The organism is Natranaerobius trueperi, assembly GCF_002216005.1.
GTDB classification, from domain to species: Bacteria; Bacillota; Natranaerobiia; order Natranaerobiales; family Natranaerobiaceae; genus Natranaerobius_A; species Natranaerobius_A trueperi.
Window position 1 is genome coordinate 41,202 of record NZ_NIQC01000010.1, and the last position, 15,603, is coordinate 56,804.

A 15,603-nucleotide genomic window follows, 5' to 3' on the forward strand; every position below is an offset into this window, starting at 1 on the left:
TATGACCTAATTTCGGCGAGTCTTAAGAGCAGGAGGTGTTAAATATGTTTGCAGTAATTGAAACTGGCGGGAAACAATATAAAGTTTCCGAGGGCGATGTGATTGAAGTAGAAAAAGTATCTGCAGAAGATGAAGTTGTTTTTGATCGAGTACTTATGGTTCAAGATGAAAATGATGTTAAATTAGGTACACCTGTTGTAGAAAACGCTAAAGTAACAGGAACTTTACTTGAAAATGGTAAAGGTAAAAAGATCACTGTATTCAAGTACAAGCCTAAAAAGAACTACCGTCGTAAGCAAGGGCATCGCCAACCTTACTCAAGAGTTAAAATCGATAAAATTCAGATTTCGTAATTAAGTGATATTATGATACAGATTAGAATATTTAGAGAACAGTCAAAAATAAGAGGATTCGAAGTTAAAGGGCACGCTGACTTTGCAGAAGAAGGATCTGATATTGTTTGTGCTGCTATATCAGCTTTGAGTCTAACAGGAGTTTTTGCTAGTGAGCGTTTATGTCAGTTAGGTAGAATTAAGGAACCAGAAAAAGGTCACTTAATTTTCAATTTGCCAACAGATATATCAAAATCCCTAGAACAAAAAGCTTTTACTATTCTAGAGACTGTTATTATCGGAATGTATGAAACTGCCAAAAATTATCCGGATTATATAAATATATATGACGAAGGGGGGGAATACACATGGAACTAAAAATGAATCTTCAACTATTTGCTCAGAAAAAAGGAGTTGGAAGTTCAAAAAACGGTAGAGATAGTGAAAGTAAACGTTTAGGGTTAAAGGCTCACGCAGGTGAGCAAGTACGAGCAGGTAATATTATCATGCGTCAGCGTGGAACTAAGATTCATCCTGGTAACAATGTTGGAATTGGTAAGGATGATACTTTATTCGCTAAAGCTGATGGTGTCGTTATGTTTGAACAAGTAGGTAAAAAGAAAAAACGAGTAAGTGTTAACCCCGAACCAGCAATGGCTGAATAAGTATGGTAAAAAAAGCTGCCAATCGAAATGATTGGTAGCTTTTTAAATATTTGGGTTATTTTGAAGGAAAATGAGAATTTTATGTTAAAATAATATACTGGAAGGAAGTTTTTCTAAATATGTCTGAAAATTGGAGTATGTTAAGTTGTTATGAAAAATAAGCTAACTTAATGGCAAGATTTTAAATGATTTGGCTGTCATGCGCCATTACTATGTAAAAGCAAAAAAGTCCTAGTACGATTAGAGTAATTAATATCCGCAACTTGATCAGGAGTAGACTGATTCAAAACATTGCTTGTCCTAACAAAGTTGAAAGTAAAAATAAAAACAGTGATAAGCTTGTTAGCGGACTGGTAAGAAACAAAGCCTCTGCGTTGCTTAAAGGACATAGAAAGAATGATTACAACTTTTATCACAACACCTCAAATTAGAATAAAAATCATAGTCGGATGTAAGAATGTAGATTTACCACATTTTGGGCAAGAAGGATATTTGCGAGGCTTATTAGGGCCTCTTTTATCCCCGCCCTCAGAAAGTGTCTTAGGTGCCCACTGACGACTACAATTTTTACACTGAAATCTTTTTATTACCATATTTGTCGAACCTATAACCGTAAAGGGTCGTTTGAGTAACATCTAGGACATACAATTTTAGCCATGGATTAGTCTCCTTTCTCCCGGAGGTTTTGTTTTCTGTCTATAAACATCTTAACTTCGGGATGGAGACTGATTCAAATATCATACAACTTAACAGAACTGAAAATTGATATAGGAGGAAGATGATGGGGAAACTAAAAGAAGGGGAAATTGGTGATAAGAACTTTATCAGAATACTAGTAGTTGGTGTTTTATTAACTTTTTTTATACCTTTATTTGCACTTATTTCTGAATATATCTTACTTATGACACTATTGTTAGTAGTATTTTGGTTTTGGTTTATCAAGTTTATTTCTCAGGAAATATTTAAAAACAAGACCCGCATTAGAGATGATACAGTTACTGAATTAGTACAATACCTTCGAAAACTAAGACATGACTTTGTTAATCACTATCAAGTCTTGTATGGAATAGCACAAATATCTAAGGACACACGATTACTTAAACATTTAGAAAAAGTAAAAATTTTGAACAATAATTATGGGTCTATCTTAAAACTTTCTCAATATGATTTAGTTCAATATTTCTTAAAGCAGTTGGCATGTCAGTCTGATACAGAATCCCATTATCAACTAACAAATTCTGCTTCTTGGGAGGACTTTAATAATTCTTACGGGCCCAAAATTGTACCTCTGTTAGATAGAGTTTGTCAGTTGATTTCTTTGGAAAAAATTGTCCATCCATCTAGTATGATTGACTGGGAACTAGATGAAAATACTAAGGAATATACAATGGTTTTGACAGTATATGATTCAGAGGAACCTTGGGGAGTTAATATAGATAAATACTTAAATGAAGTTAAAGTAGAAGCTCATAAAATAGGGGTTAAGTTTGAATACTTTACTTGGGAAGAACAGATAGCTGTGCATTTTCTTATACCAAAATAAAAAGCAGGTGATTTTATGTTTGTAGATAAAGCGAAAATATATGTTAAAGGTGGAGACGGAGGCAACGGAATTGTAGCATTTAGAAGAGAAAAGTATGTACCGGACGGTGGTCCTAGTGGTGGAGATGGGGGCGATGGTGGGAATGTTATTTTCGAAGTCGACCCAGGATTAAAATCACTAGTAGATTTTAAATATAATGTACATATAAAGGCAGAACGTGGCGCTCATGGTGAGGGAAGTAAAAAACATGGTCGATCTGGGAAAGATCGTATAGTGAGAGTACCACCAGGAACAGTTGTAAAAGATGCACAAACTGAAAAAAATATTTGTGATTTAGTTTTTGATGGTGATCAATATACTGTTGCAAAAGGTGGAAGAGGCGGAAGAGGTAATGCAAGGTTTGCAACAGCCAATAATAAGGCTCCTAAATTTAGTGAAGAGGGTAAGCTAGGAGAAGAGCAGTGGTTGATACTAGAATTAAAAGTTATAGCTGAAGTTGGCTTGATAGGGTTTCCAAATGTGGGTAAATCGACTCTTTTAAGTCGAGTTAGTAAAGCAGAGCCTAAAGTAGCTGATTATCACTTTACAACAATTAATCCTAATTTAGGTGTAGTAGATTTAGATGAGGGAAAGAGATTTATAGTGGCAGATATTCCAGGGCTTATTGAAGGTGCCCATAAAGGAAAAGGCCTTGGGGATAGATTCTTAAAACATATTGAAAGAACTAAAATTTTAGTTCATGTCCTAGATATATCAGGTGTCGAAGGTAGAGACCCTATTGAAGATTTTTATGCTATTAATGAAGAATTAGTTGGATATAATCAAACAGTTGCTAATAAACCACAAATAATTGCAGCTAACAAAGTAGATTTAGGAGAAGTTGCACACAATAATCTAGAAGGATTAAAAGAACAATTAAAATCAGACTCTAATTTCAGTGATATTAAAATTTTTCCGATATCTGCTGTTACAGGTGAAGGGTTAGAAAATTTATTATATTTTGTAGCTGACAAAATAGAGGAACTGCCAGATATTGAACCAGAAGAAAGTGAATATGAAAAAGAAGAAGAAAATTTAATCACAGAACAGGAAGCAGATGAAGTATTATATACTCTTGACAAGGATGGGACTACTAAAGAAAGTATAAAAACTATTCGTATCGAAAAACAAAACGATTTATTTATCGTAAAGAATTATGAACTTGAAGACATTGTACAAAGAGTTGATGTATTTACAAAAGAAGGTCAGGAATACTTTCAAGAAAAGGCAGATCAACTAGAGTTAGAGAAAACTTTAAGAAAATATGGGATTAAAGAAGGAGATACTGTTAAGATAGGTGATTTTGAATTTATCTATCAAGAGTAATAGGTTACTAATATAAGTGATAAGGAGTGGGGAGGGCAATGGGAACTAGGAGAAGAGAAAATAATAGAGTAGGCTTAATTGGCGGTACTTTTGATCCTATTCATACTGGTCATCTAATAATAGCAGAAGAAGCTTTAAATAAGTTTTCATTGGATGAAATTATTTTCATCCCAGCTGGGATACCTCCACATAAAACTTCAGAAAATATTACATCAAGCTTTCATCGTTATATGCTTACTAACTTAGCTACTAGTAAGCATCCAAAGTTTTATGTGAGTAGTTTTGAAGTAGATAGAGATACACCTTCATATACTATTGAAACTTTAAGATACTTCAGAGATTTGTATAGTGATAAGACAGATCTGTTTTTCATTACTGGTATAGATACTTTATTGGATATTCTTACTTGGAAGGATTATCGTTTACTACCAGATTTATGTCAATTTATTTGTGCGACTAGGCCTAACTTTTCTTTTGAAAAGCTTGAAAAAGAAGTTTTTGGTACTTTACCTAAATTAAAGAATAAAATTCATTATATGGACGTGCCGTTGATTGAAATCTCTTCTACAGATATTAGAAAGAGATGTAAAAATAATGAGAGTATCAAATTTATGGTACCGGAGAGTGTAGAAGCTTATATTTTAAAAGAAGGTTTATTTTAAAAAAACTAACAGAGGTGGCTCTTTAATGAATTATCAAATCCTTTATGATTATTATGAAAAAGAGTTGCAAAAAACACTGTCTTATAAAAGATTTGAGCATTCTTTGAATGTAGTCGAAACAGCATTCAAAATTTCTGAGTTTTTCTCTATTGAAAAAGATAGAGTAGCGTTAGCTGCCCTTGTCCATGATAGGGGAAAAGAAATCTCTAATAAAAGATTACTTTCAATTGCAAAAGAGCAAAATTTAATTTATGATGAGTCTGAAGAAATTTATCCTGAATTGTTACATGGTCCTATTGGAGCTTATCTATTAGAATATGATAATAAAATTAGGGATGAAAAAATTCTGAATTCAGTTCGATATCATACAACAGGTAGACCAAACATGAGCCAATTAGAAATAATCATTTTTTTAGCTGATTTAGTGGAACCAAATCGATCTTATCCTAGAGTAGATGATCTAAGAAAACTAGTATTTAATGAACCTTATGAAGCATTGTTAAAATCCTTGGACTGGACCCTAGAATACTTAATGAGAACAGGAAAGGTTATTCATCCCTTAACTGTTAAGACAAGAAATCACTATTTAAATAAGGTGTAAGAGGAGGGGTCCTATGAGTTATACCAAAAGGTATAGAAAAGATAAGCGTACCAGAAAAAAAGCTAAACTGAAGAAAGAACGAATTTTTGCACTGATAATTTTAATAATAACTTTTTTTGTATTGGGAGCTGCAGTTAGATATATAATATCCGGTAGAAATCTCGAAACTGAAGCAGATTGGGTAACTAATTTATCACAGGATGTAAATGATCAATATACTAATACCTTAGTTGCTGTAGTTGATGATTCACATAACATTTTAAAATATATAACGATTTTAAATCAAAAAGAAGACTCTGAAGAATTAAATACCATTTTTATTCCTGGTGAAACGTATTTAGACACACCTGGGAATGACTTTGAAATTTTGATGGAAAGCTATAGTAAAGGGCATATAGATTTATTGATAGATACAGTTAAAGACTATCTTGGAGTGTCAATACATAACTTTATAAAAATAGAAAGTGGAGTCTATAGTGGAATTAAAAATGAATTAAATTTTATAAGTGATGTAAATCATGACAAGTTTAAAACACAAGTTCTAGAGAAAGATTTAAAAGAAGGTGATATACAAAAAATCTTTACTGATCATTTAACGAGTATAGAAAATTTTTATAATAATACTAATGAGAGAAAAGGATTTTTTAATACACCTAGAGTGCGTAAATATATAGAAAAGCAAATTGAGACTAATTTTACATGGGATCAGATGATAGAGTGGATTGATACAACTGTAGTTAATGCAAATGAAAATTTGGTAGCTTTTAAATTACCTGGGGAACAAGAGGTAGTCAATGATCAGAAACATTTTTTACCTGATTTTGATGAATTAGAGATTATTGTAGAGCAATATTTTTCTAAAAAAGCAACTAAAGAGGTATCAAAAGATAATATAACTATTGAAGTTTTAAATGGTAGTGGTGTGTCAGGTGTGGCAGAAGATGCTAGTGATATGTTAGAAGAAGTAGGTTTTGACGTTGTTTCAATTGGTAATGCAGATAATTTTGATTATCAATCTTCAAAAGTAATTGCTCGCAAAGAGCCAAGAAAAGCAGCGAAAGAAGTTGCATTAGAAATTAACCAAGCTGACTTACTTGTTGAGTTAAAAGATGATTTTGAAGCTATGGTAACAGTTATTATAGGAGAAAACTTTGAAGATAATTAATAGGAGGGATCCATTTGGTAAAAGAATCATTTGAATTGGTGAAAAATATAGTAAGTACTTTAGATAATGACAAAGGCAAAGATATTTTAATACAAGAGGTGAATGAGATTACTCTTGTTTCAGATTACTTTGTACTAGTTACAGGTAATAGTACAACTCATGTTCAGTCTTTAGCTGAAAATTTAATTGATACTATGAAGCAAGAAAAAAATATCTCCGCATTACATAAAGAAGGAATAACTGAAGGTAACTGGGCCCTAATTGATTTTGATTCTGTTGTTGTACATATATTCTTAGAAGAAACAAGAAGTTTCTACAATTTAGAAAGATTATGGGCTGAAGCAAATGAAATCACAATTAACGAGTTAGATATTTGACATAAGGAAATAAATTTTATATAATTTCAAAAAAACATGTGTTAAGGCAATGATGGAGGCTAGTAATCAATAGTAATATTACAGAGAGCCGGTGGATGCTGTGAACCGGTATTTTACTTTGGTGAACTCGCTCCTGAGCTGGTCGATGAACTTATTAGTAGTCGGTCCGGTAGTCCCGTTATGGCTGTGCGAGTGGGCTTTACAAAGGCCAAATAGGGTGGTACCACGGGAAATAACTTCTCGTCCCTTTAAGGGATGAGAAGTTATTTATGTTTTATTTAACTTTGAAGGAGGTAAGTTCAATGAGTGGATACAAACCGCAAGAAATTGAGGCCAAATGGCAAAAGAGATGGGAAGAAGAAACTTCATATACTGTTGAAAATGACCCAAATAAAGAAAAGTACTATGTACTTGAGATGTTTCCTTATCCCTCTGGTAAGCTTCATATGGGTCATATGAGAGTATATTCTATTGGAGATGTGTTGGCAAGATTTCAAAGAATGAGAGGGTATAATGTTCTTCATCCAATGGGATGGGATGCATTTGGCTTGCCTGCAGAAAATGCTGCTATAGAAAATCAAACAGTACCAGCTGATTGGACATATTCAAACATAGATCATATGAAAAAACAACTTAATTCACTAGGAACTAGTTATGATTGGAACCGTGAAGTTACCACATGCTCACCTGAATATTATAAATGGACGCAATGGATGTTTTTACAGTTATACAATAATAATTTAGCATATAAGAAAAAAGCACCAGTAAACTGGTGTCCAGATTGTGAAACAGTACTTGCAAATGAACAGGTAGAAAATGGTGAGTGTTGGCGTTGTGGTAATGAAGTTGAAGAGAAGAAGCTGTCACAATGGTTTTTCAAAATAACTGATTATGCGGATCGATTAACAGATGATTTGGATCAATTAGAGGGTTGGCCAGACAGAGTCAAAACAATGCAAAAAAATTGGATCGGTCGTAGTTATGGATCTGAAATAGATTTTCAAGTAAAAGATCATGATGAAGTTATAAAGGTATTTACTACAAGACCTGACACTATATTTGGGGCCACTTACATGGTTCTTTCACCAGAACACCCTATAACTAAAACACTAGTTGATGGAACCGAAAAACAAAAAGAAGTAGAAGAGTTTGTTAATAAAGTACAGAACATGAATAAGGAATCAAGAGAGTCTGATAAATTAGAAAAAGAAGGTGTTTTTACAGGTAAATATGCGATTAATCCAGCAAATGGTAGAGAGATACCAATTTTAGTAGGTAATTATGTTTTAATGGAATATGGAACAGGTGCAGTGATGGCAGTTCCGGCTCATGACGAGCGTGACTATGAATTTGCAAAAAAATATGACCTTCCAATTGAACAAGTTGTTAAACCAAAAGAAGAAGATAATAATACTGAGCTACACAAAGCTTTTACGGATCATGGAATAATTATAAATTCACCTGGTTTTAATGGAATGACGTCTAATGAAGCAATTGAAGAAATTACTAATTATTTAGAAAAATTAGGTAAAGCCAAAAAAGTGACAACTTATAGACTAAGAGATTGGTTAGTTTCGAGACAAAGATATTGGGGCGCACCTATACCAATGATATATTGTAATAAATGTGGTTCAGTACCAGTACCTGAAAAGAATCTTCCTGTAAATTTACCAGAAGATGTAGATCTAACAGAGGGCAGTAAAAATGTTTTAGAGAATCGTAATGACTTTGTTGAAACTACCTGCCCTAATTGTCAAGGTACAGCTAGAAGAGAAACGGATACGATGGATACTTTTGTATGTTCTTCTTGGTATTTCTTGCGTTATACAAGTCCGGATTCAGAAAACTTACCTTTTTATAAAGATGATGTAGACTATTGGATGCCTGTAGATCAATACATCGGTGGAATAGAGCATGCTGTACTACACTTATTATATGCTCGATTTTTTACTAAGGTAATGTATGATTTAGGATATACTAGTGTAAATGAACCTTTTTCTAGATTATTAGCACAAGGGATGGTTAATAAAGATGGTGCAAAAATGAGTAAGTCTAAAGGTAATGTAGTATCACCTGATGAAATACTTAAAACCTATGGAGCAGATACCGGACGATTATTTATATTATTTGCTGCTCCTCCTGAAAAAGATTTAGACTGGAATGATGAAGGTGTAGAAGGTTGTTATCGATTTTTACAAAGAGTGTATCGATTAATTGATGAACATCAAGATCTTTCTTCTAAAAAGAATAACGAAAATCAATTTACGAAAGAAGATAAAGAATATAACATTGCAATAAATCAAACTATTAAAAAAGTAACAGAAGATGTATCTCAAAGATTTAATTTTAATACAGCTATAAGTGCAATTATGGAGTTTGTAAATACGACAAGTAAATATCAAAATGGTCAGTACAATGCTACATTACTAAGAAAAGGTCTTGAAACTTTGGTTAATTTATTAGCTCCTTTTACACCTCATATTTGTGAAGAGTTATGGGAAGAACTCGGACATAAAGAAAGTGTTCATAGTTTAAGTTGGCCATCATACGATCCGAAAGCTCTAGTTTCAGATGAGGTTGAATTAGCAGTACAAGTTAACGGAAAAGTAAGAGATCATGTTACTGTTCCTTCAGATGGAGATGAAGAGACTGTTAGACAAATCGTATTAGATCGAGAGAGAGTCCAAGAGTATATTTCAGATGGTGAAATTAAAAAGTTCATTGTAGTACCTAAAAAATTAGTAAATATTGTTTGTAAATAGAAATAATAAGGGGCTTTTTATAGGCTCCTTATTATTTTTAATAACTATTTAACACACAGGAAGATAATCTAAATATTTAAAGAATAATATAAAATTCTTCTTTATCTGTATGAAAAAGAGGGATTTTTATGTGTAAAAGAGAATTAATAGTTACTATTGAAACAGGAGGAAAAATTTAGTGACAAAACTTAATCGAAAGCAGTATACGATATTCGCTATAATAATAGTTTTTGTTTTGAGTTGGTTTATCTATAATTTCTGGTTAAATGATTCAGCTAATGAATTAGTTATTTCGGATTTAGAAGGTGAAAGTAAAAATCAAATTTTAGAAGAGACAATATCTAATGACAAAAATGAAACCGAAGATGAAAAAAATACTCAAAAAGTTGTAGTATATATTTCAGGTGCTGTATCTACTCCAGGTGTTTTTACATTACCTGAGGGTAGTAGAGTTTATCAAGGCATTGAAATGGCAGGCGGTAAGAACGAAGATGCATTAACAGAATTTTTAAACTTAGCGGCACTTTTACAAGATGGCATGCATATACATATACCAAGTGAAGGAGAAGATATGGATCAAGTAAATGATGATATAAATATGACTTTTTATCAAGAAGAAAATTCACTTATTAATGTAAATACAGCTAATAATAATCTACTCGAGTCATTACCTGGTATCGGAACTGTGAGAGCCCAAAATATTATAGACTATCGAGAAAATAATGGAATTTTTTCTACTACTGATCAAATTATGGAAGTAAACGGCATAGGTCAAGGTATTTTTAGTGAAATTAAAGAATTAATTACTGTAAATTGATATTAAGGGGGGAGCCCATGAGCTTTAAGTATATTTGCGAAAATTGTTCTAATGAATTTTATCCTCCTTGGTGGAAAGGTAGCAGTGTAGAATCAGAATGTGTTTTTTGTGGAAGTCAAGGAATTAATGAAGTAAGAATTTCTTATCAAGAATATTATAATGACATGGTTAAAAAAATACCTAGAAGAGAACTAGGTGGTGGATGAGGCTAAAAGTTCCGGTTGGTAACCGGAACACCCCTACGAACATTAAATCGTGGGGGGTTTTTTCTTGACAGTAGGGTTTGACTAGCTTAAGATAGAATTAACTTCAAAAAATGAAAAAAATAGTGGTAGGTGATTGAGTTATGCACCTTGTTGTTGGTACAGCAGGACACGTAGATCATGGAAAAACAAAATTAATTGAAAAGTTAACTGGGAAAGATACTGATAGACTACAAGAAGAAAAGGATAGAGGCATTTCTGTTGATTTAGGTTTCGCTCCTTTTACCATGCCTAGTGGGGGAGTAGCAGGTGTTGTTGATGTACCGGGCCATGAAAAGTTTATACATAATATGTTAGCTGGTATTGCTGGTATTGATCTGGTTTTACTTGTGATTGATGTTAATGAAGGAATTATGCCTCAAACTAAAGAGCACTTAGCAATAATGGAATTACTAGAAATAAAGTCAGGTATAGTTGTTCTTACAAAAGTAGATCAAGCAGAGGAAGAATGGATTGATTTAATGGAAGAAGAAGTTCGAGAAAGTTTGGCTGGTACATTTCTAGATAATGAACCAGTAATTAGAACTTCAGTAGTTTCTGAAGAAGGTATTGACGACTTAAAAGAGGCTATTGATGATAAATCACAGGACATATCACCTAAAGATGAGGATGGTCCTATACGTATGCCTATTGATAGGTCGTTTAAAATATCTGGCTTTGGGACAGTTGTAACAGGTACACTTGTTTCTGGAACCATTAATAAAGATGACGAATTAGAGGTTGTACCAAGTAATACAAAAACTAGGGCAAGGTCATTACAAGTACATGGAAAATCAGTTGAAAAGGCAGTTGCAGGACAACGTGTTGCTATAAATGTTCCAAATGTAACATCAGAAAACTTAGAGCGAGGTTACGTATTATCTCAACCAAATTACTTTCAAGAAGTATCTAAATGTGATGTTAAAATTTCAATGTTAGAAGATACTACATGGGAGCTTAAAAACGGTACTCCTATTCATCTACATGTAGGAGCAGGTGAAACAATAGCTAGAGTTTATTTCTATGGACAAAAAAAGTTAGAGCCAGGTGAAAGTTCTTATGCTCAGCTCAGACTAGAAAAACCCCTTGCAATCTTTAGAAAAGATAAGTTCATAATTAGATCCTATTCTCCTGTAACAACTATTGGAGGAGGGTTTGTATTAGAACATAATGCAACTAAAAAGCCTCTAAACTCAAAACAAACGATTGAAAGGTTAAAAACGTTAGAAATTGGTGATCCAAAACAGATAGTAAATCAAATTATACAAAAAAATGGAGTTATAACAATAAATGAGCTAAAAAAAGAAACTGGAATAATTGGTGAAAATCTAACAAAAATATTGGATGAATTAATTGAAGAAAAGGAAGTCAAATTAGTAGAAAACTATGTAATAAGTAGCGAAAAGCGAAAAGTACTAAAAGATCAGATTACTAATATGATTATAGATTACCATAAAATTTATCCACTACGAGATGGAAAACCAAAAGCTGAGGTTATTAGTTGGTTGAAAGAGTTCGGCTTAGACGAAAAAGCAAGTATACTAGTATTAGAGGAAATATATAATGAAGAAAATATAGATAACCAAAATGATTATATTTTTATGGAAGATTTCATTCCTTCGCCAAATAATAAGCAGCAGTATTATATTGATAGTATACTAAAGTTATATGATGAAAATGAATTTAAACCACCTCAACTAAATGAAATCAGTACTCAATTAAAAATAGAAGATAACGAGTTAAAAGAGATCATAGATTATTTGATCAGAAAAGGTGATGTAATAAAAATTACAGAAGGGTATTATATATCAAGTCATATTCTAGAAAAGGCGATAGAATTATTGAAAACGCACTTTGAAAATAATTCTACCATTTCAATAGGTGAATGGAGAGATATTCTTGATACTTCTAGAAAATACGCACTACCTCTTTTAGAATATTTTGATCGTATAAGATTAACAAAAAGAGATGGTGATATTAGGGTACTCTTAAATAAAAAAGATTAAAACTGGAGGGATATAATTGACCAAAGAAGAAATATGTAAATTAACTTCATTAAGTTCAAAAGCTGGATGAGCAGCAAAAATAAGTCCGTCGGACTTAAATAATGCTTTATCAAGATTAGCTGTAGAAAGACCAGATCCAAGCATGTTAGTAGGCATGGAAAGTTCAGATGATGCCGGCGTATATAAGTTAAGTGAAGAAACCGCACTGGTACAAACTATAGATTTTTTTACACCTGTTGTTGACGATCCATATACCTTCGGGCAAATAGCAGCAGCAAATGCATTGAGTGATATTTATGCAATGGGAGCAAAACCTTTGACATGTATGAATTTGGTAGGATTTCCTATTGGTAAACTAGATAGCAATGTTCTCGACGAAATTTTGCGAGGAGGTCATGATAAAGTAATAGAAGCTGAAGCGACTTTAATTGGGGGTCATTCTATAGAAGATCAAGAACCTAAATATGGACTATCAGTGACTGGTACAGTTAACCCACAAAACGTTTGGACAAATAGTGGGGCAAAACCAGGGGATAGATTAATTATGACTAAACCTTTAGGTACTGGAATTATAACTACGGCAATAAAGAAAAGTGAAGTTGAAAAAGAACATGAAGAATCAGCTATAGAAGCGATGGCAAAGTTAAATTCAGATGCTATGGAAGTATTACTTGAATACTCTGTTTCAGCATGTACAGATATAACAGGATTTGGTCTACTAGGTCATGCTTATGAATTAGCAAAAGGTAGTGAAGTGGATATAGTACTTTGGAATGAAAGTATTCCACTACTACCAGGTGTAAAGGAATATGCTGAAAAAGGACTCATTCCAGGTGGATCAAAGAAAAACTTATCATTTTTTGATCCTGTCTGTAACTTTGATGAAAAAATTACAGAAGCTGAAAGACTAATTTTAGCTGATGCAATTACATCAGGCGGACTATTAATTAGTGTGGCAGAAAATGAGGTAAGCCAAATTAAAGAAAGATTACAAAAAGCAGGTTGTTTGGCTTTTAGTGAAGTAGGAAAAGTGATGGAGAAATCTGATAGTGCTAAACTAATTATCAATTAACCCGGTGATATTCACCGGGTTTTATTTATACATTTGGAGTTGTGATAAAATTTCTGGGTAATCAGTTATAATTCCATAGATATCGTAGTTCGTTAATTCTTTCATGTTAGTTTTTGAATTAACAGTCCAAGCTATAATTTTATTTTTTGTAGCATTAAAGTTTTCGTCTTCAGATTTAATAGAGTTTTTATTAATGTGTAGCGTATCAAAGTTAAAATTTTTATTAAATAAATTATTTTTAGTGTTTTGATCATATAGTAATCCAAGTTTTACATGGGGATTTATTTTTTTTGTATAGAAAAGACTACAGTAGTTAAAAGATGAAATAATAACTTTATCTAGTATGTCGAATTTTTCAACTAAATCAACTACTTTTTTTTCAATTCCTAAATAACTAAAGACGTCATTTTTTAATTCAATATTAATAATAATAGATTCGTTACAAAAAGTCTCTAACACATTCTTTAAAGACGGTATAGTCTCATATTTAAACTCATTAGAAAACCAACTACCAGCATCTAGGTTAGCTAAGTCATGAAAACTAAAATCTTTAATGTATCCTGTAGCATTAGTAGTTCTATTAACAGTTTCATCATGAATAACTACAGGTACTCCGTCTTTTGTTAATTGTACATCTAATTCAAAACCATCAGCTCCAACATCTAATGCCCTCGAAAAAGCTGCAAGAGTATTTTCAGGGGCTAATGAAATAGCCCCTCGGTGAGCAATGTTATATATGTGTGTCATATTTTTCCACCTTAGACTTTATTGTTTGTAATGCATCAGAGCAAATAACATATTATCTAATTTTTTATTTCGAATTGAACTCGGACTTAACTTTTTCAATCATTCCTGTATCAGTTAAAAGATCATAAGCAGTTAGTGCAATTGCTTTAGCTCCTAAAATCATACAATCTTTACCTTTTTCTGAACCAGAAGCTTGTAAGAATTCTTCAGTGTGAGGTGCAATATTGGATCCAATACTAATATTTGGATGTATAGCAGGGGTTACATGACTAACATTCCCCATATCTGTAGATCCAGAACTAGAAGGTGGTTGGTATACTTTTTCTCCTAGTAATTCTAAATTTGATTTGAAAGTGCTTGACAATACATTATTTGGTTTTAAATTGTCAAAAGAAAATTCAAAGTTATTATGTTCTAGTGTACAACCAGTTGCAGTTGCAGCTCCTTTTGCACAATTTAATACTTGTTTAACAACTTTATTTAAATGATCTCTTTTTCTTGCTCTAACATAGAATCTAGCTACAGTTTTTTTAGGGATAATATTTGGTGCTGTTCCACCCTCAGTTATAATTCCATGGATTCTGACATCATCTGTTACCTGTTGTCTTAAAGCATTTATATTATTAAATAAGCCTATTACAGCATCTAAAGCATTTATTCCCTGCTGGGGTGCAGATGAAGCGTGAGCTGATCTACCATAGAATGTAAATTCGATAGCGTCAATTGCTAGAGAAGAAACTTCAGTAACATTTTTTGGACCAGGATGAGCCATGATTGCTGTATCTAAATGGTCAAAGACACCACTTTCTACTAAAGTGACTTTAGCTCCATCTGTCTCTTCTGCAGGTGCACCATAGATTTCTATTCTACCAGGTATTTTATCTTTGAACTTACTGATTGCAACAGCCGCACCAAAGCTCATTCCAGCTATTAAATTATGTCCACACGCATGGCCTTCTGGCAATGCATCGTATTCAGCTAGAATCCCTATTACGGGCATATCATCTTTATTAGATCCATAAGAAGCTCTAAAAGCTGTTTTAAGTCCAGCTAATTCTTTTTCAACTTTAAAACTTTCTTGTTCTAGTTTGTTGGTTAGTAAAGATACAGCCTTTTCCTCTTTATGTCCCATCTCTGGATTATTATAGATATAGTCAGAGATGTTTTCTAACTGTTCTCTTCTTTTATCAATATCAGAGATGATTTGTTGCTTTATAGATTGATTATTCATTTGATACCTCCTTATA

General features: G+C 32.6%; 16 protein-coding genes, 1 pseudogene and 1 other annotated feature. Of the genes and pseudogenes, 14 read left to right on the forward strand and 3 right to left on the reverse strand.

Annotated features, from left to right (window positions below; genetic code table 11):
* The first annotated feature begins 44 nt into the window (after nt 1-44).
* From rplU to rpmA, 3 genes are read left to right on the forward strand one after another with little or no spacing between them, the layout of a single operon-like run.
* On the forward strand, nt 45-353 hold the full coding sequence (gene rplU, locus CDO51_RS05940) for a 50S ribosomal protein L21 (protein WP_089023388.1): 309 nt from the start codon (nt 45-47) through the stop codon (nt 351-353).
* A 12-nt stretch (nt 354-365) separates the two neighbouring features.
* Nucleotides 366-710, forward strand: coding sequence for a ribosomal-processing cysteine protease Prp (locus CDO51_RS05945; protein WP_089023389.1), 345 nt, complete (start codon nt 366-368; stop codon nt 708-710).
* Nucleotides 701-997, forward strand: coding sequence for a 50S ribosomal protein L27 (gene rpmA, locus CDO51_RS05950; RefSeq protein WP_089023390.1), 297 nt, complete (start codon nt 701-703; stop codon nt 995-997). Before CDO51_RS05945 ends, rpmA begins: the two co-directional genes overlap by 10 nt.
* A gap of 384 nt (nt 998-1,381) precedes the next feature.
* On the opposite strand, the pseudogene CDO51_RS15670 reads toward rpmA, so the two are convergent.
* Nucleotides 1,382-1,655, reverse strand: a pseudogene (locus CDO51_RS15670) (IS6 family transposase); the annotation flags it as partial.
* A 123-nt stretch (nt 1,656-1,778) separates the two neighbouring features.
* On the opposite strand from CDO51_RS15670, the gene CDO51_RS05960 reads away from it, so the two are divergent.
* The 11 genes from CDO51_RS05960 (at nt 1,779) to selD (ending at nt 13,609) form a co-directional block, all read left to right on the forward strand.
* Nucleotides 1,779-2,540, forward strand: coding sequence for a Spo0B domain-containing protein (locus tag CDO51_RS05960; protein WP_158212340.1), 762 nt, complete (start codon nt 1,779-1,781; stop codon nt 2,538-2,540).
* Nucleotides 2,541-2,555: 15 nt separating this feature from the next.
* Nucleotides 2,556-3,905, forward strand: coding sequence for a GTPase ObgE (obgE, locus tag CDO51_RS05965; RefSeq protein WP_089023392.1), 1,350 nt, complete (start codon nt 2,556-2,558; stop codon nt 3,903-3,905).
* A gap of 38 nt (nt 3,906-3,943) precedes the next feature.
* Nucleotides 3,944-4,567, forward strand: coding sequence for a nicotinate-nucleotide adenylyltransferase (gene nadD / locus CDO51_RS05970; RefSeq protein ID WP_089023393.1), 624 nt, complete (start codon nt 3,944-3,946; stop codon nt 4,565-4,567).
* A 25-nt stretch (nt 4,568-4,592) separates the two neighbouring features.
* A complete protein-coding gene (yqeK, locus tag CDO51_RS05975) occupies nt 4,593-5,168 on the forward strand; it encodes a bis(5'-nucleosyl)-tetraphosphatase (symmetrical) YqeK (RefSeq protein ID WP_089023394.1) in 576 nt (191 codons plus the stop codon).
* A 13-nt stretch (nt 5,169-5,181) separates the two neighbouring features.
* Nucleotides 5,182-6,333: an LCP family protein gene (locus CDO51_RS05980; protein WP_089023395.1), complete on the forward strand. Its 1,152-nt coding sequence runs from the start codon at nt 5,182-5,184 to the stop codon at nt 6,331-6,333.
* Nucleotides 6,334-6,347: 14 nt separating this feature from the next.
* Nucleotides 6,348-6,710: a ribosome silencing factor gene (gene rsfS / locus CDO51_RS05985; RefSeq protein ID WP_089023396.1), complete on the forward strand. Its 363-nt coding sequence runs from the start codon at nt 6,348-6,350 to the stop codon at nt 6,708-6,710.
* A 40-nt stretch (nt 6,711-6,750) separates the two neighbouring features.
* Nucleotides 6,751-6,961, forward strand: a binding site (T-box leader).
* A 51-nt stretch (nt 6,962-7,012) separates the two neighbouring features.
* Nucleotides 7,013-9,472 (forward strand): leucine--tRNA ligase, encoded by a 2,460-nt coding sequence (gene leuS, locus CDO51_RS05990; RefSeq protein WP_089023397.1) that lies wholly within the window; start codon nt 7,013-7,015, stop codon nt 9,470-9,472.
* A gap of 178 nt (nt 9,473-9,650) precedes the next feature.
* Entirely contained in the window at nt 9,651-10,289 is a 639-nt protein-coding gene (locus tag CDO51_RS05995; RefSeq protein WP_089023398.1) for a helix-hairpin-helix domain-containing protein, read from the forward strand.
* A gap of 17 nt (nt 10,290-10,306) precedes the next feature.
* Nucleotides 10,307-10,495 carry a hypothetical protein gene (locus CDO51_RS06000; protein ID WP_089023399.1) on the forward strand — a complete coding sequence of 63 codons (189 nt, stop codon included), beginning with the start codon at nt 10,307-10,309 and terminating at the stop codon, nt 10,493-10,495.
* 140 nt (nt 10,496-10,635) lie between these two features.
* Nucleotides 10,636-12,537, forward strand: a complete 1,902-nt coding sequence (selB, locus tag CDO51_RS06005) for a selenocysteine-specific translation elongation factor (protein ID WP_089023400.1) — start codon at nt 10,636-10,638, stop codon at nt 12,535-12,537.
* 16 nt (nt 12,538-12,553) lie between these two features.
* Entirely contained in the window at nt 12,554-13,609 is a 1,056-nt protein-coding gene (gene selD / locus CDO51_RS06010) for a selenide, water dikinase SelD (protein ID WP_089023401.1), read from the forward strand.
* A 21-nt stretch (nt 13,610-13,630) separates the two neighbouring features.
* Here selD and CDO51_RS06015 read toward each other — a convergent pair whose 3' ends face one another.
* Both CDO51_RS06015 and CDO51_RS06020 read right to left on the reverse strand, forming a co-directional pair.
* On the reverse strand, nt 13,631-14,356 hold the full coding sequence (locus CDO51_RS06015) for a glycerophosphodiester phosphodiesterase family protein (RefSeq protein WP_089023402.1): 726 nt from the start codon (nt 14,354-14,356) through the stop codon (nt 13,631-13,633).
* Nucleotides 14,357-14,420: 64 nt separating this feature from the next.
* Nucleotides 14,421-15,587: a M20 family metallopeptidase gene (locus CDO51_RS06020; protein WP_089023403.1), complete on the reverse strand. Its 1,167-nt coding sequence runs from the start codon at nt 15,585-15,587 to the stop codon at nt 14,421-14,423.
* Nucleotides 15,588-15,603: the final 16 nt, after the last annotated feature.